The organism is Actinoplanes sp. NPDC024001, from assembly GCF_040638955.1.
GTDB lineage: Bacteria > Actinomycetota > Actinomycetes > Mycobacteriales > Micromonosporaceae > Actinoplanes.
On sequence record NZ_JBEZZB010000023.1, the window covers coordinates 31,780 to 50,673 of the forward strand.

Annotated in this window: 16 protein-coding genes; 8 read left to right on the forward strand and 8 right to left on the reverse strand. The window is 71.3% G+C overall.

The window, feature by feature from the left end; genetic code table 11:
- The first annotated feature begins 76 nt into the window (after positions 1 to 76).
- Entirely contained in the window at positions 77 to 2,938 is a 2,862-nt protein-coding gene (locus AB0F81_RS11915) for a Calx-beta domain-containing protein (protein WP_360194944.1), read from the forward strand.
- Positions 2,939 to 2,986: 48 nt separating this feature from the next.
- On the opposite strand, the gene AB0F81_RS11920 is transcribed toward AB0F81_RS11915, so the two are convergent.
- The 3 genes from AB0F81_RS11920 to AB0F81_RS11930 are packed head-to-tail and all read right to left on the reverse strand — an operon-like array spanning position 2,987 to position 7,349.
- Positions 2,987 to 4,945 (reverse strand): ABC transporter ATP-binding protein, encoded by a 1,959-nt coding sequence (locus AB0F81_RS11920; RefSeq protein ID WP_360194947.1) that lies wholly within the window; start codon positions 4,943 to 4,945, stop codon positions 2,987 to 2,989.
- Positions 4,942 to 6,678 (reverse strand): ABC transporter ATP-binding protein, encoded by a 1,737-nt coding sequence (locus AB0F81_RS11925; protein ID WP_360194950.1) that lies wholly within the window; start codon positions 6,676 to 6,678, stop codon positions 4,942 to 4,944. Before AB0F81_RS11925 ends, AB0F81_RS11920 begins: the two co-directional genes overlap by 4 nt.
- Positions 6,672 to 7,349 carry a TetR/AcrR family transcriptional regulator gene (locus AB0F81_RS11930; protein ID WP_360194953.1) on the reverse strand — a complete coding sequence of 226 codons (678 nt, stop codon included), beginning with the start codon at positions 7,347 to 7,349 and terminating at the stop codon, positions 6,672 to 6,674. Before AB0F81_RS11930 ends, AB0F81_RS11925 begins: the two co-directional genes overlap by 7 nt.
- Positions 7,350 to 7,437: 88 nt before the next feature.
- Between AB0F81_RS11930 and AB0F81_RS11935 the strand changes: the two genes are divergently transcribed.
- Positions 7,438 to 9,084, forward strand: coding sequence for a sulfatase-like hydrolase/transferase (locus tag AB0F81_RS11935; RefSeq protein ID WP_360194955.1), 1,647 nt, complete (start codon positions 7,438 to 7,440; stop codon positions 9,082 to 9,084).
- Between the two features lie 9 nt (positions 9,085 to 9,093).
- Here AB0F81_RS11935 and AB0F81_RS11940 read toward each other — a convergent pair whose 3' ends face one another.
- Positions 9,094 to 10,062, reverse strand: a complete 969-nt coding sequence (locus AB0F81_RS11940) for a nitroreductase (protein ID WP_360194958.1) — start codon at positions 10,060 to 10,062, stop codon at positions 9,094 to 9,096.
- A gap of 70 nt (positions 10,063 to 10,132) precedes the next feature.
- Here AB0F81_RS11940 and AB0F81_RS11945 point away from each other — a divergent pair, with 70 nt between their 5' ends.
- Positions 10,133 to 10,672 carry a GNAT family protein gene (locus AB0F81_RS11945; RefSeq protein WP_360194961.1) on the forward strand — a complete coding sequence of 180 codons (540 nt, stop codon included), beginning with the start codon at positions 10,133 to 10,135 and terminating at the stop codon, positions 10,670 to 10,672.
- Between the two features lie 7 nt (positions 10,673 to 10,679).
- Complete coding sequence (locus tag AB0F81_RS11950) at positions 10,680 to 11,354, forward strand: adenosylcobinamide amidohydrolase (RefSeq protein WP_360194964.1); 675 nt, start codon at positions 10,680 to 10,682, stop codon at positions 11,352 to 11,354.
- On the opposite strand, the gene AB0F81_RS11955 is transcribed toward AB0F81_RS11950, so the two are convergent.
- Both AB0F81_RS11955 and AB0F81_RS11960 read right to left on the reverse strand, forming a co-directional pair.
- Positions 11,351 to 11,890, reverse strand: a complete 540-nt coding sequence (locus tag AB0F81_RS11955) for a DUF1684 domain-containing protein (protein WP_360195059.1) — start codon at positions 11,888 to 11,890, stop codon at positions 11,351 to 11,353. The two genes, AB0F81_RS11950 and AB0F81_RS11955, sit on opposite strands and share 4 nt — an antisense overlap.
- 44 nt (positions 11,891 to 11,934) lie before the next feature.
- Positions 11,935 to 12,360, reverse strand: a complete 426-nt coding sequence (locus AB0F81_RS11960) for a substrate-binding domain-containing protein (protein ID WP_360194967.1) — start codon at positions 12,358 to 12,360, stop codon at positions 11,935 to 11,937.
- A 117-nt stretch (positions 12,361 to 12,477) separates the two neighbouring features.
- Here AB0F81_RS11960 and AB0F81_RS11965 point away from each other — a divergent pair, with 117 nt between their 5' ends.
- Positions 12,478 to 13,491 (forward strand): methyltransferase domain-containing protein, encoded by a 1,014-nt coding sequence (locus tag AB0F81_RS11965; RefSeq protein ID WP_360194970.1) that lies wholly within the window; start codon positions 12,478 to 12,480, stop codon positions 13,489 to 13,491.
- 49 nt (positions 13,492 to 13,540) lie between these two features.
- Positions 13,541 to 13,720 carry a hypothetical protein gene (locus AB0F81_RS11970; RefSeq protein ID WP_360194973.1) on the forward strand — a complete coding sequence of 60 codons (180 nt, stop codon included), beginning with the start codon at positions 13,541 to 13,543 and terminating at the stop codon, positions 13,718 to 13,720.
- A 274-nt stretch (positions 13,721 to 13,994) separates the two neighbouring features.
- Here the strand turns inward: AB0F81_RS11970 and AB0F81_RS11975 are convergent, their stop codons facing one another.
- Positions 13,995 to 15,074 (reverse strand): hypothetical protein, encoded by a 1,080-nt coding sequence (locus AB0F81_RS11975; RefSeq protein WP_360194976.1) that lies wholly within the window; start codon positions 15,072 to 15,074, stop codon positions 13,995 to 13,997.
- Between the two features lie 11 nt (positions 15,075 to 15,085).
- Positions 15,086 to 16,027: a phosphotransferase gene (locus AB0F81_RS11980; RefSeq protein ID WP_360194979.1), complete on the reverse strand. Its 942-nt coding sequence runs from the start codon at positions 16,025 to 16,027 to the stop codon at positions 15,086 to 15,088.
- A gap of 50 nt (positions 16,028 to 16,077) precedes the next feature.
- Between AB0F81_RS11980 and AB0F81_RS11985 the strand changes: the two genes are divergently transcribed.
- Both AB0F81_RS11985 and AB0F81_RS11990 read left to right on the forward strand, forming a co-directional pair.
- Entirely contained in the window at positions 16,078 to 17,220 is a 1,143-nt protein-coding gene (locus AB0F81_RS11985; RefSeq protein WP_360194982.1) for an NAD(+)/NADH kinase, read from the forward strand.
- Positions 17,221 to 17,232: 12 nt separating this feature from the next.
- Positions 17,233 to 18,891, forward strand: coding sequence for an FAD-dependent oxidoreductase (locus AB0F81_RS11990; RefSeq protein WP_360194985.1), 1,659 nt, complete (start codon positions 17,233 to 17,235; stop codon positions 18,889 to 18,891).
- Positions 18,892 to 18,894 lie beyond the last annotated feature (3 nt).

An 18,894-nucleotide genomic window follows, 5' to 3' on the forward strand; every position in this document is an offset into this window, starting at 1 on the left:
GAAACACATGCGCTATCAAGAAGCCCATGCGGCCAAGAGCGGCTCGGTTCCGTTCGCGCTGCTTGGCATGAGGTCCGTGCGAACGGCCCTGTCCGCGGCCGTCGCCGGAATCATCGGTCTGGCCCCGGCCGTGCTCATCTCGTCCCCGGCCATGGCGGCCAACGCGGTTGCCAATGATGTCGCCTTCACCGCGACGCCGCTCGTGGTCACCGAGGGCGGGGTTGCCAACCTCGAGCTGACCTGGGTGGGCACCACCACCGGTAGCACGCCGGAGACCGACCTGACCTGGAACACCGAGCCGACCGGCAGCACCGCGACTGCGGCGTCGGACTACAACGCCGTCAACACCACCACGTTGACCTTCGATCCCACGACCAAGAAGGTGACGCTGCCCGTCACCACGCTCGGCGACTCGGTCGACGAGGCCTCGCCGGAGACCATCACGGTCAACGTCTTCGACCCGTCGGGAAGCACCTCCACCCCGATCAAGACGGCGACCATCAACATCACGGATGACGACCCGGAGCCGAGCTACACCTTCACGGCCAACCGGACGAGCATCCCCGAGGACGGCGGCACCGTGACGGTCACCGCCCGCCTCTCGACCGCCTCCGGTCGCACGATCAACATTCCGTACACCACGGCGGACGTGACCGCGAAGGCCGGTTCCGACTACGCGACCGCCTCGGGCACACTCACGTTCACGCCGGGTGACACCGAGGAATCGTTCGCGGTGACGGTCACGAACGACAACGTCTACGAGGGTGACACCCCGCAGACCTTCACGATCACCCCGAGTGCGGCTGACGGCGTGGCGGCGACGGCGTCGCCGATCACGGTCGGCATCGTCGACAACGACGCCATTCCGACGGTGGGCATCGGCGTGCCGACGACCAACGCCAGCAGCCTGAACGAGGGCGGCACGCTCAACTTCCCCGTGACGATCAACCGGGCGTCCGAGAGCCCGATCACGGTCAAGTACAGCACCACCGACACGGCGACCCCGGCCTCCGGCCACGGTGGCGCCACGTCGGGATCCGACTACACCGCCGTCTCCGGTCAGACGCTGACCTTCCCGGCCGGGTCCACGAGCGCCCAGACGGCCAGCGTCATCACCAAGAACGACACCCCGCTCGACGAGCTGACCGAGGACGTCACCGTCGCGCTCAGCGACGTCTCCGGCGCGACCATCGATCCGGCGGCGTCGAAGGCGCTCGGCTACATCACCGACATCGACTCGACGGGACCGGTCGCCAGCCTGGCCGCCGCCTCGAAGACGGTGGCTTCGGAGGGCAACACCGGCACCAAGAAGCACACGTTCACGGTCACCCTCAACCAGGCTTCCGGCAAGGAACAGAAGATCGCCTGGACCGCGGTGAACAGCTCCGGCGTGTCGGCGGAGACGGGTAAGGACTTCACGGCCGGTTCCGGCACCCTCACCTTCGCGCCGGGCGAGACCTCGAAGACCTTCGAGGTCGACATCCTCGGCGACCTCATCGACGAGGGTGACGGCGAGTCGTTCACCGTGACACTGGCGCCGGGCTCGGGTGCCACCGCGACCATCGCGACGGGGAACGCGAGCAATGTCGTCACCATCACTGACGACGACGCGAAGCCGACTGTCAGCCTCCAGACGAGCGACCTCAAGATGGCGGAGGGCAACGGTTACTCCGCTGCGCTCCTGCAGGTCAACCTCTCCAACCCGAGTTCGCAGGCGGTCGACTGGACCGTGGCGGCCGCGACCGACCCGGGTACCGCCACGGACGCCTCCGGCGTCGTCGGCACCGACGACTACGACCTGCTCACCGCGCTGTCGACTCAGACGATCGCGGCCGGTACCACCTCCGGCTACGTGCTCGTGCTGGTCAAGGGCGACTCGATCTACGAGCGGGACGAGACCGCGCGATTCACGGTCGCGCTCACCAACACCGAGGCGGACGCCACCGGCGGGCCGCTCACCGGCACCATCTCCCTCGCCAACGACGACGCCGCGCCGGCTCTCAAGGTGACCTCGGTGACCGCGAACGAGGGCGACACGGTGGCCCTCAAGGGCACGGTCAGCAACGTCAGCGCCCTGGACACGCTGCTGAACGTTTCCCTCGGCGGGTTCGCGTCGAACGGGAACCGGGCAGCCGGTCCGGCGGACTTCTCGCCGACCTCGTTCCCGGTGCAGATCACCGCGGGTACCGCCAACGGCTCGACGGTGAACATCGGCAACGTGTCGATCGCCAACGACACCGAAGCCGAGCCGGCCGAGGCGATCGGTGTCGGCGGTGAGGGCTTCGGCGGCACCGGCTCTGTCGAGGGTGGATCGATCACCATCGCGGCCAGCGACGGTGGCACCACCACGCCGACCGACCCGGGTGAGGAGCCCGGCGAGGAGCCCGGCCAGCCCACCGCGCCGACCATCAGCACCCCCAGCACCACGGTGATCGGTGGCAACACCGTCACCCTGGCGGGCAAGACCAGCGCCAACACCCTGGTCGAGCTCTGGGGCCAGCCGATGGGCTCCACCGCGAAGGGCACCAAGCTGAAGACCGTCCGCAGCGACGCCGACGGCAACTACTCGGTCGCCCACTGGATCGGGCAGGGCTTCGTGTTCCAGACCGCGGTCGGCGACCAGTGGTCGGACGAGGTGACCATCCGGGTCCGGCAGAACCCGAGCCTGGTCGTCAGCTCGCCCAGCAAGGGCCGGATGTCCGTCACGGTCACCGGCAACCCGAAGGCGGCCGGCGCGGACGTGACGGTGCAGAGCTACGTCAGCGGCGCCTGGAAGACCGTCTACACCGGCAAGACCGGCAGCACCGGCGGCTGGGTCAAGTCGGTGAGCATCGCGAGCCGTAAGAGCCTCACCCTGCGGGCCATGGTCGGCGGCAACGCCACCACCGGCATCGTGGGCAGCGGCTGGACCGTCTCGAAGCGGGTCACCATCAAGTAAGCGGTAACAGCACGGCGAAGGGGGCGGCCCGCGGGCCGCCCCCTTCTCTCAGTCCACCTCGGCGACAGCCTGCGCGAACTGGGCCGAGTAGAGCCGGGCGTACGCCCCGTTCGCCGCGATCAGCGAGTCGTGGGTGCCCTGCTCCACGATCGAACCGTCCTCCATCACCAGGATCAGGTCGGCGTCACGGATCGTGGAGAGCCGGTGCGCGATGACGAAGCTGGTCCGCCCGGTGCGCAGGTTCCCCATGGCCCGCTGGATGAGCACCTCGGTCCGGGTGTCCACCGAACTGGTCGCCTCGTCGAGGATCAGGATGCTCGGCTCGGCGAGGAACGCCCGGGCGATCGTGATGAGCTGCTTCTGACCGGCGGAGACGTTCGCGCCCTCCTCGTCGATCTTCGTGTCGTACCCGTCCGGCAGGGTGCGCACGAAACCGTCCACGTGCGCCGCCTCGGCCGCCCGAACGATCGCCGGCATCTCGAACCCGTCGGATCCGTAGGCGAGGTTCTCCGCGATCGTCCCGCCGAACAGCCAGGTGTCCTGCAGGACCATGCCGATCTCCTCGCGCAGCTGCTCGCGCGGCATGGTGGCGATGTCCACCCCGTCCAGGGTGATCCGCCCGCCGGTCACGTCGTAGAACCGCATCAGCAGGTTGACCAGCGTGGTCTTCCCGGCGCCGGTCGGGCCGACGATCGCCACCGTCTGTCCCGGTTCGACGCTGAGCGACAGGTTCTCGATCAGCGGCTTGTCCGGCGTGTAGCGGAACGAGACGTTCTGGAACTCGATGCGCCCGCGCACCGCGGGCATCCGGACCGGTGCCGGGTCCGGCGACTGTTCCGCGGCGTCAAGCAGGGCGAACACCCGCTCGGCCGAGGCCACCCCGGACTGCACCAGGTTCGCCATGCTGGCCACCTGGGTGAGCGGCTGGCTGAACTGCCGCGAGTACTGGATGAACGCCTGCACCTCGCCGAGCGTCAGCGTCCCGGACGCCACCCGCAGCCCGCCGACCACCGCCACCAGCACGTAGTTCACGTTGCTGATGAACATCATGGCCGGCTGGATCAGCCCGGAGATGAACTGGGCCCGGAAGCTCGAGTGGTACAGCGCCTCGTTGTGCTGATCGAAGACCGACGCCGCCTCGTTGCGACGGCCGAAGATCTTGACCAGCGAGTGCCCGGTGAACATCTCCTCGATGTGCCCGTTCAGCTTGCCGGTGGTCTTCCACTGCGCGACGAACTGCGGCTGCGACCGCTTGCCGATGGCCGTGGTGAGCACGATCGAGACCGGCACGGTGACCAGCGCGATCAGCGCCAGCAGCGGCGAGATCCAGAACATCACACCGAGCACGCCGACGATCATCAGCAGCGAGGTGACCAGCTGGGCGAACGTCTGCTGCAGCGTCTGCGCGATGTTGTCGGTGTCGTTGGTGGCCCGGCTCAGCACCTCACCGCGCGGCTGCTGGTCGAAGTAGGAGAGCGGTAGCCGGGCGAGTTTCGCCTCGACCTGGCCGCGCAGGTCGTAGACCGCGCTCTGCACGGCCTTGGCGGTGAGCCGGCCCTGCAGCACGCCGAAGACCCAGGCGAAGACGTAGATCAGCACCACCCAGGCGAGGATCTGCGCCAGCCGGGTGAAGTCGACGCCCTGGCCGGGCACGGCGTCCACCGAGGCGAGCATGTCGGCCTGGTTGTTCTCGCCCCGCGCGCGCAGCCCGGCGATCGCCTCGTCCTTGGTGACACCGGCCGGGAGCATCCGGCCGAGCACCCCGGCGAAGATCACGTCGGTGGCCTTGCCCAGCAGGTACGGCCCGAGCACCGACAGGAAGACGCTCGCGGCGCCGAAGAGCAGCACGAAACCGACCGTCACCCGGTGCGGCTTGAGCAGGCCGAGCAGTCGTCTGGTGGAGCCCTTGAAGTCCTGCAGCTTCTCCGGCGGCCCGCCGGCCATCATCATCCGGGCCGCCGGCGGCCCGCCGGGCGGCGGCCCGGGCCTGCGAACTGGTGCCGTCATGCCGCTGCCTCCGCTGCCGTGAGCTGGGAAAGAACAATCTCTCGGTACGTCGGGTTGGACTCCATGAGCTCGTCATGGGTGCCCGTGCCGACCACCTTCCCGTCGTCGAGCACGACGATCCGGTCGGCGTCGCGGATCGTGCTGACCCGCTGCGCCACGATCACCACGGTGGCGTCCGCGATGTGCTCGGTCAGGGCCGCCCGCAGCGCCGCGTCGGTGGCGTAGTCGAGCGCCGAGAACGAGTCGTCGAACAGGTAGATCTCCGGCCGGTGCACCAGGGTGCGGGCGATCGCCAGGCGCTGCCGCTGACCGCCGGAGACGTTGGTGCCGCCCTGCGCGATCGGGGCGTCGAGCTGCCCCTCCATCCGCTCGACGAACGGCCGGGCCTGGGCGATCTCCAGCGCTTCCCAGAGCTGCTCGTCGGTGGCGTCCGGGTTGCCGTAACGCAGGTTGGAGGCGACCGTGCCGCTGAACAGGTAGGGCCGCTGGGGGACCAGGCCGACCGTGCGCGCCAGCAGGGCCGGGTCCAGATCGCGCACGTCCACCCCGTCGACCAGGACCGAGCCGCCGGTCGCGTCGAAGAGCCGGGGGATCAGGTTGAGCAGGGTGGTCTTGCCGCTGCCGGTGCTCCCGATGATCGCGGTGACCTCACGGGGGTGTGCGCTCAGCCGTACGCCGGAGAGAACTGCGGCCTCGGCCCCCGGATAGCGGAAGTCGACGTCGCGCAGCTCCAGCTCGCCGTGCCGGTCCAGCGTGGTGACCGGCGCCGCAGGCGGCGCCACGCTGGGCTCGGCGCCCAGCACCTCCTCGATGCGCTCCGCGCAGACCTCGGCGCGCGGGACCATCATGAACATGAAAGTCGCCATCATGATGGACATCAGGATCTGCATCAGATAGCTGACGAACGCGGTCAGCGCGCCCACCTGCATGCCGCCGGAGTCGATCCGGTGACCGCCGAACCAGAGCACGGCGACGCTGGAGATGTTCACGATTAGCATGACCGTCGGGAACATCAGCGCCATGATCCGGCCGACCCGCAGGGAGACGTCGGTCAGCGCGTCGTTGGCCGCGCCGTAGCGTTCGCGCTCGTGCTCGTCGCGGACGAAGGCGCGGATCACCCGGATGCCGGTGATCTGCTCGCGCATCACCTGGTTGACCCGGTCGAGGCGCTCCTGCATGGACCGGAACAGCGGCCGCATCCGGGCGATGATCAGGGCCACCACGCCGATCAGCACCGGGACGATGACCAGCAGCAGTGAGGAGAGCGGAACGTCCTCCCGCAGGGCCAGCACGATGCCGCCGACGCACATGATCGGCGCCGAGACCATCAGCGTGAAGGTGAGCAGCACCAGCATCTGGATCTGCTGCACGTCGTTGGTGGTCCGGGTGATCAGCGAGGGCGCGCCGAACTGCCCCACCTCGCGGGCGGAGAAGTCCTGCACCCGGGAGAAGATCGAGGCGCGCACGTCGCGCCCGACGGCCATCGCGGTGCGCGCGCCGAAATAGACCGCCACGATCTGCGCCGCGATCTGGACCACGGTGACGCCGAGCATCCCGGCGCCGACCCGCATCACATAGCCGGTGTCGCCGGGCACCACGCCGTTGTCGATGATGTCGGCGTTGAGCGCCGGCAGATAGAGCGTCGCGAGCGTCTGCAGGAACTGGAAGAGCACCACCAGGGTGATGGCCGTCCGGTAGGGCCGCAGGTGCACGCGGAGCAACTTGATCAGCATGTCGGCTGATCCCCCCGTTCGGTCTCTTTCTTGATCAACTCGTCGAGCACGACGGCTGCCAGGTCGGGCACCGGATCGCCGTCCGCCAGGATGCCGTCGAGCAGGAGCGTGGCCAGGTCCTCGCCGCTGAAGGACCCGGGCTCGCCGAACGGCCCGAAGGCGTTGGCGCCGCAGTGCAGCAGCAGCAACCGGGCCGCCTTCTCCGGGGAGACCCGCAGGCGGGCCGCGTCGGGTGCGAACACCTCGACGATCGCGGCGTGCAGCTGCTCCCGGGACGCCGCCATCCGGGCCTGTGCGTCCGGATCCGGCCGATTGTCGAAGATCAGCTTGCGGGCCTCGTGCATGAGGTGCGCGTTCTCGATGAACCGGGCGTGCACCAGGTCGGCCGCCGCGGCCACGCGGACCCGCAGGTCAGCGCCGCGGTCGATGGCGGCCAGGCCGTCGAGCGTCGGCTGCGGGTCGAGCGCCTTGACCACCGAGCAGACCACCAGCTGGCTCTTGCTCTCGAAGACGCCGAAGATCGTGCCCTCGGCCACGCCGGCCGCGTGGGCGATCTGGCGGGTGCTCACATCGAGGCCGTGCTCGTGCAGCAGCGGGATGGTGGCCGCGATGAGGGCGGCCCGCCGCTCCTCCGGCGCCATGGCCGGGACGCGTCTGCGTCGGGATTCCATAGGTCGCCACTGTAATGAGCGAGTGCTCACTCATCCACTGAATTACCCCCGTCGAACCGGACGGCCGCCCGGGGCGTATGAACAGAACGTGAGCGAAGAGAAGTCGTACCGCCGCGTCCTCCGGCACCTGACCACGGTTTTCGCCGGCATCCTGGTCTTCCTGGCGCTGATCGTGCCGGACCAGATCTTCCGGCTCCCGCCGGGCAACTCGGTCTCCACCGCGCTCCTGCGTGTCCCGATCGAGGCGGCAGTGCTCGGCATCCTGCTGCTCGTGCTGCCGCAGCGGGTCCGGCGGCCGGCCGCCACCGGCCTGGGCGTGCTCCTCGGCCTGCTCACCGTGGTGAAGCTGGTGGACATCGGCTTCTTCGCCGTCCTGGCCCGCCGCTTCGACCCGGTGCTCGACTGGGTGCTCTTCGACGACGGCTTCAACTTCATGGTCGACTCGATGGGACGGCTCGCCGCGATCGGCATCGCGGCCGGCGCCGTCCTGCTCGCCGCCGCCCTGACCGCCGGGATGACCTGGGCGGTCGTGCGGCTGAGCGGCGTCCTGACCGCCCACCGCGCCGGGGCCTGGCGGGGCCTCGGCGCGGTGGGTGCCGCCTGGGTGGCGCTGTTCGCCATGGGCACTCAGCTGATCGGCGGCATCCCGGTCGCCTCGCACACCGCGGCCGAGCTGGCCGCGCACACCGCGCTCGCGCTGCCGAACGACCTCAAGGACCGCAAGAAGTTCGCCGAGGAGGTCAAGGTCGACGCGTACCGGGACCGGCCCGCGGACCAGTTGCTCACCGCGCTGAGGAACAACGACGTGCTGATCTCGTTCGTGGAGAGCTACGGCCGGGACGCGCTGGAGAACCCGCAGTTCAACGGTCAGGTGCTGGACACCCTGGCGGAGAGCGGCGACCGGCTGGCCAAGGCCGGCTTCCGGTCACGCAGCGGGTGGCTGACCTCGTCCACCGCGGGCGGCGGCAGCTGGCTGGCGCACGCCACGTTCCTCTCCGGGCTGTGGATCGACAACGAGCAGCGTTACCGCAGCCTGGTCGCCAGCGATCGGCTCACCCTCACCCGGGCGTTCAAGAACGCCGGGCACCGCGCCGTCGGCGTCGAGCCGGGCATCACCTTCGCCTGGCCGGAGGGGCAGTTCTACGGGTACGACCAGATCTACGACTCGCACACGCTGGGCTACAACGGCCCGGCCTTCAGCTGGTCCACCATGCCCGACCAGTACGTGATGTCAGCCTTCCAGAAACTGGAGTACGCCAAGCCCCGGCGCGGCCCGCTGCTCGCCGAGATCACGCTGACCTCCAGCCACACCCCGTGGGCGCCGGTGCCGACCATGCTGGACTGGGACGCGATCGGCGACGGCAGCGTCTACGGCCCGATGGTCGCGGCCGCCGAGTCCACCCAGAGCGTCTGGAAGAACAACAACAAGATCAAGACCGAGCACGCCCGGTCGGTCGCCTACTCGATCGAGACGCTCCTGTCCTACCTGGAGAGGTACGCCGACGACGACACCGTCCTGGTCTTCCTCGGCGACCACCAGCCGGCCCCGGTCGTGGTCGGGCAGAACGCCACGCACGACGTGCCGATCACGATCGTGGCCAAGGACCCGAAGGTCCTCGACCGGATCGCCTCGTGGGGCTGGACCGACGGCCTCAAGCCCGACCCGGGCGCCCCGAACTGGCGGATGGACACCTTCCGTGACCGCTTCCTGGCCGCTTACGGCCCCGAGCACTGAGCCGCGACGTCAGAGGATCTCGATGACCTGGCCGGCGGGCAGGCGCGGCGTCTTGGGCGGCGCGGAGTGCGCCGGATCCAGCGTGCCCAGCCGGACGGCCAGGAACGGGTAACCGGTGCCGCTGAGCATGCCCCGCAGCGTCTGCCGGGTGGACGGGATCTCCACCGGTCCGCTCAGCGGCAGCAGGCTCACCGCCTGCTCGGTCGCGGCCAGCCAGAGCGCGCTCAGGGCTTCCCCGCCGCGGAGCCAGTCGACGGCGTCGTCGCCCGTACCGTAAAGAACCGCGTATGTGGCGGCGTGGTCGTGCCCGCTGCCGGCCGGCAGCGTGCCGGAGGTCTGGAAGTCACGCTCGGCGACCGTGGTGAGCGGCACCTCCTCGGGCAGCGCGGAGGCCGGGATGCCGGTGTTCTCGTCGCGGTCGCCGCCGACCCACTTGGCCTGCTCGGCGCGCAGCCGCTCGTCGCTGTCCTGTGCCCGCTGGGATTGGTCCACCGCCGCCGCGAGCTCGATCACCTGGTCCCGGTCCAGCACGTGCAGGTGCGCGCCGTGATCCTCGGCGACCTTGACCAGGTGTCCGAGCGTCTCCTGCGGAACCGCGTCGTCGGTGACGGTACGCCGGTCGGTGCGCCGCACCTGCAACATCTGGAAGTGCCGGGTCGCCTCCGGGTGGATCGCCTCCCGCTCGAGCGGCCGGATCGTCGCGAGCGGATCACCGGCGGGCCGTTTCACCTCGTGCCGCCAGCCCTCGGCGACCAGCGCGACCTGCGCGTGATGCAGGGCCGTGCCGCAGCTCAGCAGCAGCATCCGGCCGGACGGGTCCTGCTCGCGCAGCTGGCGCTCGGAGACGCCGAACAGCTCCAGCCGGCCGGCCCGGACCACCCACCGCCACGGCTGCGTGTTGTGGATCGACGGGGCGAACCGGGCCGCGTCCGCCGCCTGCACCAGTGCCCGGGTGACCTCGTCGGTGTGCTCGCTCATGCCCTTATCGTGCCGGATTCCGCCGGTGCCGGGTACGGTCTTCCGCCCCTGGCCTCGCTAGGCTGCCCTGATGTTCGCGATCGATCTTGGCGAGGGCGCCGAGCTGCGCCCTCTCGAACCGTGGCAGGCCGACGAATTCCTGGCGCACATGGACCGGGCCCGCGGCACCGTCGACCCGTGGATCCCGTGGGCCAGCCTGAGCACCGATCCGGTGACCGCGCGGGCCGCGCTGCAGCGGTACGCGGACCGTACCGCCGCCGACAGTGGGCGCCTCTTCGGCATCTGGCTCGACGGCACGCTGGTCGGCGGCACGATGTTCGTCGCCTTCGACGCCGTCGCCGGCAACTGTGAGGTCGGCTGCTGGCTGGAGCCGGCCGGCACCGGGCGCGGCCTGGTCACCCGGGCCGTGCGGGTGCTCATCGACTACGCGTTCCGCACCCGTGGCATGCACCGTGTGGAGTGGCTCTGCGACCCGAACAACACGGCCAGCTCGAACGTCGCCCGCCGCCTCGGAATGACCCGGGAGGGACAGAAGCGGCAGTCGTACCCGTGGCAGGGCACCCGCCGGGACACTGAGATCTGGGCCATCCTGGCACCGGAATGGACGTAGAGGACCCGTGTTCGCCGAACCGTCGCTGACCCACCGCCGGGAGGGCGGCCACGACGTGCCGCTGCTGCTCTGGCGTTTCCCCGAGCCCCTGCTCGCCGTCTCCAGCGCGGTGCTGGGCGGCGGGGTCGGCCCCCGCGAGTGGCTGATCAACGCGAGCGTCGCCATGTCGTACGCCCGCCCCGACCCGGACGCGCACCTGGCCGAGCTCGCCGCCGGCCTGGGCCTCACCGGACCCGGGATCGGCCTGCTCACCGGCGTGGACGTGGCCGACGTGGTGACCGCCGACGAGGACGGCGTGCGCGTCTACGCCACGGTCGGCCTGGGGGCGCCGATCCTCGCCGCCGACCCGCAGGCGATCGGCTTCGAGCACCGGCCCGGCACCGTCAACATCGTGATCGGCATCCCGCAGCGCCTCAGCGACGGCGCGCTGATCAACGCGGTCGCCACCGCCACCGAGGCCAAGGCCCAGGCCCTCGCCGACCTGGGCCTGAGCGCGACCGGCACCGCCACCGACGCGGTCTGCGTGCTGTGCCCGGCCGGCGGCCCGGTCGCCGCCTACGGCGGCCCGCGCTCGCGCTGGGGCGCCCCGATGGCCCGCGCCGTGCACCGGGCCGTCCGCACCGGCGGCGTCACCAACCTGGCGACCAAGCGCTCCTGGTCGGACCGCGCCGCCGGCCGTTAGTGGTAGGTCTGCTCGCCGGCGCGGATCGCGACGGTGAGCCGGTTCGAGGGCGGCGCCAGCGGGCAGGCCCAGCGCGAGTCGTAGGCGCAGCTCGGGTTGTACAGGTAGTTGAAGTCGAGCTGGACGCGGTCCTCACCCAGCCACCGCAGGCCCCGGCCGTGGGTGCCCTTCACCGTGTCGGTCAGATAGCGGCCGCCGCCGTAACTGGCGTCGCCGCAGGTGGCGTCGCGGACCGGCAGGAACAGGCCGCCGCCGTAGGCGGCGATCGACCAGAGCGACAGCTCGCCGAGCGGCGTCTCCAGCACGCCCGCCCGGGTGTAGTGGATCACCCCGTCGGGGCCGCCGGTGTCGATGTCGATGGCGCCGGGCTCGGGCCGCAGCCGGGCCGTGACCACCGCCGCGTCGTCGGCGGGGAAGTAGCGCAGGCCGGTGAAGCCGGACCGTTCCACCGCCGGGATCGGCGACTGCGGGTGCCCGGCGAACAGCTCGTCGCGGCGTTTGCGGAACCCGGCCAGGTCGGTGTCCTCCAGATACATCCGGGCGACAGCGGTGCGGAAGTCGGCGAGCTCGAGGAAGCCGGTCACGGCCGGAGGATACCGGTGTCGGTGAGCACCCGCTGGGCAGCGCCTTCCTTGACGAAGGTGACGAACGGTTCGCCCGCCGGAGCCAGTGCGGCCACGCTGAGCCGGCCGCCGGCCAGGGTCTCGGCGCGCTCGGCGGCGCCCACGGTCGCCATCGCGGACGGGTCGTCGGTGACGAGGACCTCGGCACTTTCGCCGCCGGCTATCCGCCGGGCCAGGTCGATGCCCGCACCGTACGAGAGGAGCACCTCGCTCTGCGGATGCTGCTGCTCGAACAGCGTGCCGATCTGGTCGAACGCCTCGCGCAGCGACTCGTCGGCGAACACCCGGACCTGCTGGACCGTCGCGCCGGGCTCGGTGCGGGTGCCGTCCGCGCAGCCGCCCAGGATCAGCAGGGCGGTCGCCAGGAGTGCGGCGAGTCTCATCGGCTCACTGTGCGCGCTGTGACCCGGTCAGCTCCACCCGCCAGTGACAAAGTGGCACAAAGTACTCCGCCGTCGGGGCGTTGCGCGCGTCACACGTACCCCGTCATGCTGGTGTGCGTGCCGGAACGCATCGCCGAAGTCACCGCATTGCTCGCCGAGGTGCTGGCGCCGCGTGCCCCGCTCACCGTGATCGTCGACGGCGGCGATCCGGGCGCGGCGGCGGCGTTCGCCGCTCGCCTCGCCGCGGCTTTCCCGTCCACCGCCCGCGCGTGGAACGTCGACGCCGTCCTCGGTCTGACCGGTCCCGGCGGGTCCGTCTCCGACTCGGCGCTCAACGTGCTGGAGCCGGCCACCGACCGGATCCTGGTCTTCCTGCGCGGCGGTCCACGCCACCGGTTCGCCGAGGGTGACGGCGAGCGCCGCGCCCAGGTGGTGATCGACCACCGCGACCCGGAGTGGCCGGTGATCCGGCAGATCCATCCCGACCTGGCCGACCCCGACCGGTGGTACCTGTCGGAGAGCCGCGCCTTCTTCGCCGCCCGCGCCGCCGACTGGGACGTCAAGTTCGGCGACGACATCCCGCGCTATCGGGAAGCGGTGCGCCTGGCCGGCGTCGGCCCGGGCCAGATCGTCCTCGACATCGGCTGCGGCACCGGCCGGGCGCTGCCCGCCCTGGCCGGCGCGGTCGGGCCCACCGGGCGGGTCCTCGGCCTCGACTTCACCCCGGACATGCTGCTCGCGGCCCGCAAAGCCGGCCGTGACGACGACGCCGAGCTGGTCCTCGCCGACGCCCGGCGGCTGCCGATCGCCGACGCGGTCGCCGACGTGATCTTCGCGGCCGGCCTGGTGCACCACCTGCCGGACCCGGTCGCCGGCCTCGCCGAGCTGGCCCGGGTCACCCGCCCCGGCGGCACGCTGGCGATCTTCCACCCCACCGGCCGCGCCCAGCTGGCCGCCCGGCACGGCCGCACGCTGCGGCCGGGCGAGCCGCTCAGCGAGGAACGGCTCGGCCCTCTGCTCACCGATTCCGGCTGGAAACTGCTCAGCTACGAGGACCTACCCGATCGCTTCCTCGTCATCGCGAGCCGCGTCCAGGGCACGCCGCGGTGCACATCGGTCGTGGGAGACTAGACGGACCGATGTGCGGAGGCGAGCCTGCCGATGAGCGTGGCGGTGACCGGTGACCGGACATGTCGGGCCGTGGAACGAGACCGACTATCTGGCTCTCGGTGAGACGACCGACCGCGTCGAACTCGTCGATGGGATGTTGTGGGCGAGCCCGGCGCCGAGCATGTTCCATCAGCGCATCTCCTATCGCTTGATGCAAGCGATTGAGCCGGCTGCTGACGCGTCGGGTTGAGCGCCTATGAGGCGGTGAACGTCCGCTTGCAGGCAGGCCGGATAGTCATTCCTGATCTGGTGGTGTTCGACATCGATCGGGAGTGCACGGTCGCCGATGCGGCCGAGGTGGTCCTGGTATGCGAGATCGTTTCTCCTGGGAACGAGGGAGCCGACCGGGTCACCAAGATTATGTGGAGAAGGGCTCCGCGGCGAGCGGGGAAGTCCTGACCTCAGGCTCTCCGTTCCCGTTTCGCATCGATCCGGACGCGTTGGCGCGCCGGCGTCGCTGAGCCTCAGCCGCGGCGCTGCCACCAGCGGCGATTCGGCTCCGGCGCCGGTGGGGCCGGAGCCGTGTCGTCGTCCTCGCGGGCCGCGCGGGCCAGGATGGCCGTCGCCAGGGCGCGGTCGTCCGCCGTGCGGCCGGGAGTGATCAGCATCAGGTGGGCGAGGGATTCCTCGATGGTGACCTGCCGCGGGGCCGCGGCCGCCGCGTCCAGGCGGGCCCGGACCACCGCGTGCACCTCGCTGCGCAGTTCCGGCTCCCGGTACGCGGCGGTGACCAGCGCGAACAGCGCCGCGTCGGCGGTCCAGTCCTCGATGCCGAGGGCCAGATCCAGCAGCACCTCCCGGCGGGTGGAGGCGGCCCACGGCTCGTCCTCGCGATGGCGCAGCAGGCCGAGGCACACCCACGGCTGCAGCAGCCGGTACCAGTAGGTCGGGGTGGACTGCGCCAGGTATTCCCAGCGTGGGGTGCCCGGCGGGCCGGGCAGGTGCGCCAGCAGGCCGAGCAGATCCGGCAGCGGCAGCGCCCCGAGCGGCGCGGCCTGAACGTGGCCGGAGATCGGCGACGCCCACGGTTCCCCGCCGACCTCGTGCAGCACCCGCACCGCGTCGGCGGACGGCGCGGGTACGGCGGGCACCGGGTCGGTGCCGTCGTACCGCCACACCGTGTGCCGGCCGCGCCGCAGCGGCAGCCGGATGTCGGGGGCCGGGAACTCCCCGATGCCGAGTTCGACCTCACCCATCACCCGCAGGCTGGCCGTGATCGCGCTGGCGGGTTCCGCCGAGGACAGGGCGAGCCGGACCAGCCCCAGGTCCTCGCCCTGGGCCCGGCGGCTGCCCACCTCGTCGGCGACGTTGCAGATCGCCTCGGCCGGCATCGGCACCCAGTTGAGCCAGGTCCGTTTCGCGCCGGCCAGCGCGAACACCACGTCGGTCATCCCGCACGGGTGCGGGTCGTCCTCGATGGCGACCAGGTCGGCCACGTCGCCGTCGGCCCGGAACCGGATCGCGTGCCGGGCCGCGTCGCGGTGCGCGAAGGACGGATCGTCGGCCAGGCGCCGCAGTTCGGCGTCGGCATCACCGGAGATCATGGCGGGGGAGCCTAGCGGCTCCGGCCGAGTTCATCGAGAGCCGCGAGTTCCGCGGTGAGCAGTCCGGTGACGAAGTCGTGGCGGCCGTCGGTCACCGGGATGCCGCGGCTCGGTCCCTCGGCGAGCATCAGCAGGTAGAGGTGCACCCGGTAGAGCGAGAGCCGGGTCCGGTCGAGCGGCGCGGACGGCGCGTAACCGGCGAGGAACGGGTGCGCGGGCTCGTCCTCGATGCGCCGGAACAGGGCCGGCGAGACCAGGTCCAGCAGCGGGTCGCCGTAGAGGTGCCGCTCGCCGTCGACCAGCCCGCTCAGCGAGCCGTCCGGCGCGACCAGCACGTTGCCGTCCCAGAGGTCGAAGTGCAGCAGGGCCGGCGTGGTCACCGCGGCGAGCGCGGCCCGGTGCCGGTCCACCACCCCGTCCAGCGGCGGCAGCGGCACCTGCCAGCGCGCCGCGTCCGCCCGCAGCGAGTCGATCATCGCGGCGAAGGCGGTGGGCCAGTCCGCCCCGGACGGACGGTCACCGGTGTAGCCGTACGTCGTACCCGTGATGGTGTGGACCTGAGCGATCGCGGCGCCGAGCTGGCGCCGCGCTGCCGGCGCGTCACCCTCGGTGAGCGCGCGCCCCGGCAGCAGGCTGGTGATCACCCAGTGCGGTCCGGCCGCCAGCACCTCCGGCACGGGCACGCCTGCGGCGTGCTCCCGCACCAGACGGAAGTACTCCACCTCCGCGCGGAGCAGATCTTTCTCGTACGCGAGAAGCTCCGCTCGCGCCGGTGGGCCCACCTTGACCACCGTCTCGCGGCCGTCGCTCAGTGTGGCGCGCCAGACGGTGGCGAAGCCGCCGCCGGTCAGTTCGGAGCCGTCGACCACGTCGGCCCCCAGTCCGGTGGAGACAACGTCGGCGATGTCGGCGAGTTCAAGGTCTCGTTGAGTGGGGCTACGCACACCCGACATTGAACATGAGGTGTTCGCTGATCCCCCTCCGGCGTGCAAGGCTGCAAGCCATGGGCATGGTGAAGGTCGTCGGTCTGGTGCTGCACCCGCGGCGGGACTGCGGTTCGGCGGTGGACGCCATCGTCGGGTGGGCCACCGAGCGGGGCGCCACCGTGCTCGGCCTGCCCGACGAGATCACCCGGATCGCGTGCCACGCGGTCCCGGTGCCGGCCGAGGAGATGGTCGAGCGGGCCGGTCTGCTGGTCAGCCTCGGCGGCGACGGCACGATGCTGCGGACCATGCGGCTGGTCGAGGGCCGCAAGACCCCGGTCCTCGGGGTGAACGTCGGCCGGCTCGGCTTCCTCGCCGAGGTGGACCTGCCCGACCTGGGCGAGGCGCTCTCCGCGATCGACGAGCACCGCTACACCGTGGAGTCGCGGACGGCCGTGCGCACCGAGCTGCCGGACGGTCGTGAGGTCACCGCGTTCAACGACATCGCCCTGGTCCGGGTGCCGGGGCACGGCCTGGCCGCGGTCGGGATCCGGGTCGAGGGCAGCAACTTCGTCAACTACGCCGCCGACGCCGTGCTGGTCTCCACGCCGACCGGCTCGACGGCGTACAGCTTCTCCGCCGGCGGCCCGATCGTCTCGCCCAACGTGCAGGGCCTGATCGTCAGCGCCGCCGCCGCGCACTCGTCGTTCAACCGCTCCCTGGTGCTGGACACCTCCGAGCACCTGGCGCTGGAGGTGCTGCCCACCAGCGGCCGCCTCGCGATCGAGGTGGACGGGATCATCGAGGGCTATGCCGAGCCGGGCGCCTGCCTGAAGATCCAGCCGCTGCCCGGCGCCGCCCAGGTGATCCGCTTCGGGCGCACCTCGTTCTACGAGCGGGCCCGCCGCAAGCTGCGGGTCGAGGGCAGCGCCCAGGTCGGCACCGGCAGCGCCGCCGACGCCGTGGTGGTGGACAGCTTCGAGCACCAGCGTTACGAGGTGCTGCTCGGCGGCGAGGTCGCCGGGATGCTGCACTACCGCCGGCACGACGACCGGATCGAGCTGCTGCACACCGAGGTCGACCAAGCCTTCTCCGGTCGCGGGCTGGCCGGCCGGCTGGCCGCCGCCGCGCTCACCGACGCCCGGTCGAGGTCCGTTCCGGTCGTCGCCACCTGCCCCTTCGTCGCGGGATACCTCGAACGCCACCCCGAATACGAGAGCTGAGGACTACGACCCATGGGCCAAGCCGCGATCCTCACGGTCGACGACGACCCGTCCGTCTCCCGCGCCATCGCGCGTGACCTGCGCCGCCACTACGGCGACCGGTACCGCGTCATTCGTGCCTCCTCGGCCGCCGAGGCTCTGGAAGCGCTGCGCGAGCTGAAGCTGCGCGGCGGCCGGGTCGCGGTGATCCTCGCCGACTACCGGATGCCGCAGATGAACGGCATCGAGTTCCTGGAGCAGGCGATGGACCTGTTCCCGCACGCCCGGCGGGCGCTGCTCACGGCGTACGCGGACACCGACGCCGCGATCCAGGCGATCAACGTGGTCGACGTCGACCACTACCTGCTCAAGCCGTGGGACCCGCCGGAGGAGAAGCTCTACCCGGTGCTGGACGCGCTGCTCGACGCGTGGCAGGCGACCGGCGACAAGGAGCTGCCCGACGTCCGGGTGGTCGGTCACCGGTGGAGCGAGCCGTCGTTCCAGATCCGCGACTTCCTGGCCCGCAACCTGGTGCCGTACAAATACTTCGGCGCCGACGAGGAGGAGGGCCGCCGCCTGCTGGAAGCCGCCGGCGCCGGGCCGGAGGCGGTCCCGCTGGTGGTCACCGCGGACGGCCGCGCGCTGTCGCAGCCGACCGTGCAGGAGGTCGCCGAGGTGGCCGGGCTCAGCACCAACCCGGACCGCGACTTCTACGACCTGATCATCGTCGGCGGCGGGCCGGCCGGGCTCGGCGCGGCCGTCTACGGCGCTTCCGAAGGGCTCAAGACGCTGCTGGTCGAGCGGCAGGCGGTCGGCGGCCAGGCCGGCCAGAGCTCCCGGATCGAGAACTACCTGGGCTTCCCGGACGGCATCTCGGGCGCCCAGCTCACCGACCGGGCCCGGCGGCAGGCCGGCAAGTTCGCCGCCGAGACGCTCACCACCCGCGAGGTGGTCGGGCTGCGGGCGGACGGTTCCGCGCGGACCCTCTCCTTCGCCGACGGCGGCGAGGTCTCGGCCCACTCGATCGTCCTGGCCACCGGCGTCTCCTACCGGCCGCTGCTCGCCGAGGGCGTCGCCGATCTGACCGGCTCCGGCGTCTACTACGGTTCGGCCTCCACCGAGGGGCCGGCCTGCGCCGGCAGCGACGTCTACATCGTCGGCGGCGCGAACTCCGCCGGCCAGGCCGCGCTCTTCTTCTCGGGGTACGCGCGCAGCGTCACCCTGCTCGTCCGGGGCGACTCGCTCGAGGCGTCCATGTCGTACTACCTGATCCAGCAGCTGGCCCGGGTTCCGAACATCTCCGTGCGGACCCGCTGCGAGGTGATCAGCGCCCAGGGCGACGGCCACCTCCAGGCGATCACGATCTGTGACAGCAAGGACGGTACGAAGGCCACCGTGGAGTGCGGTTACCTGTTCGTCTTCATCGGCGCGGAGCCGCGGACCGACTGGCTGGGCGACGCGGTGGAACGTGACGGGAGGGGCTTCGTGCGTACCGGGCCGGACCTGCTCGCCAACGGGGAGCGCCCGCGGGGATGGGATCGGGACCGGGATCCGTTCTATCTGGAGTGCAGTGTTCCCGGCATCTTCGCCGCCGGCGACGTCCGGGCCAACTCGGTGAAACGGGTGGCCTCGGCGGTCGGCGAGGGCGCGATGGCCGTCACGCTGGTCCACCGCTATCTGGAGGCTCAGTAAGTC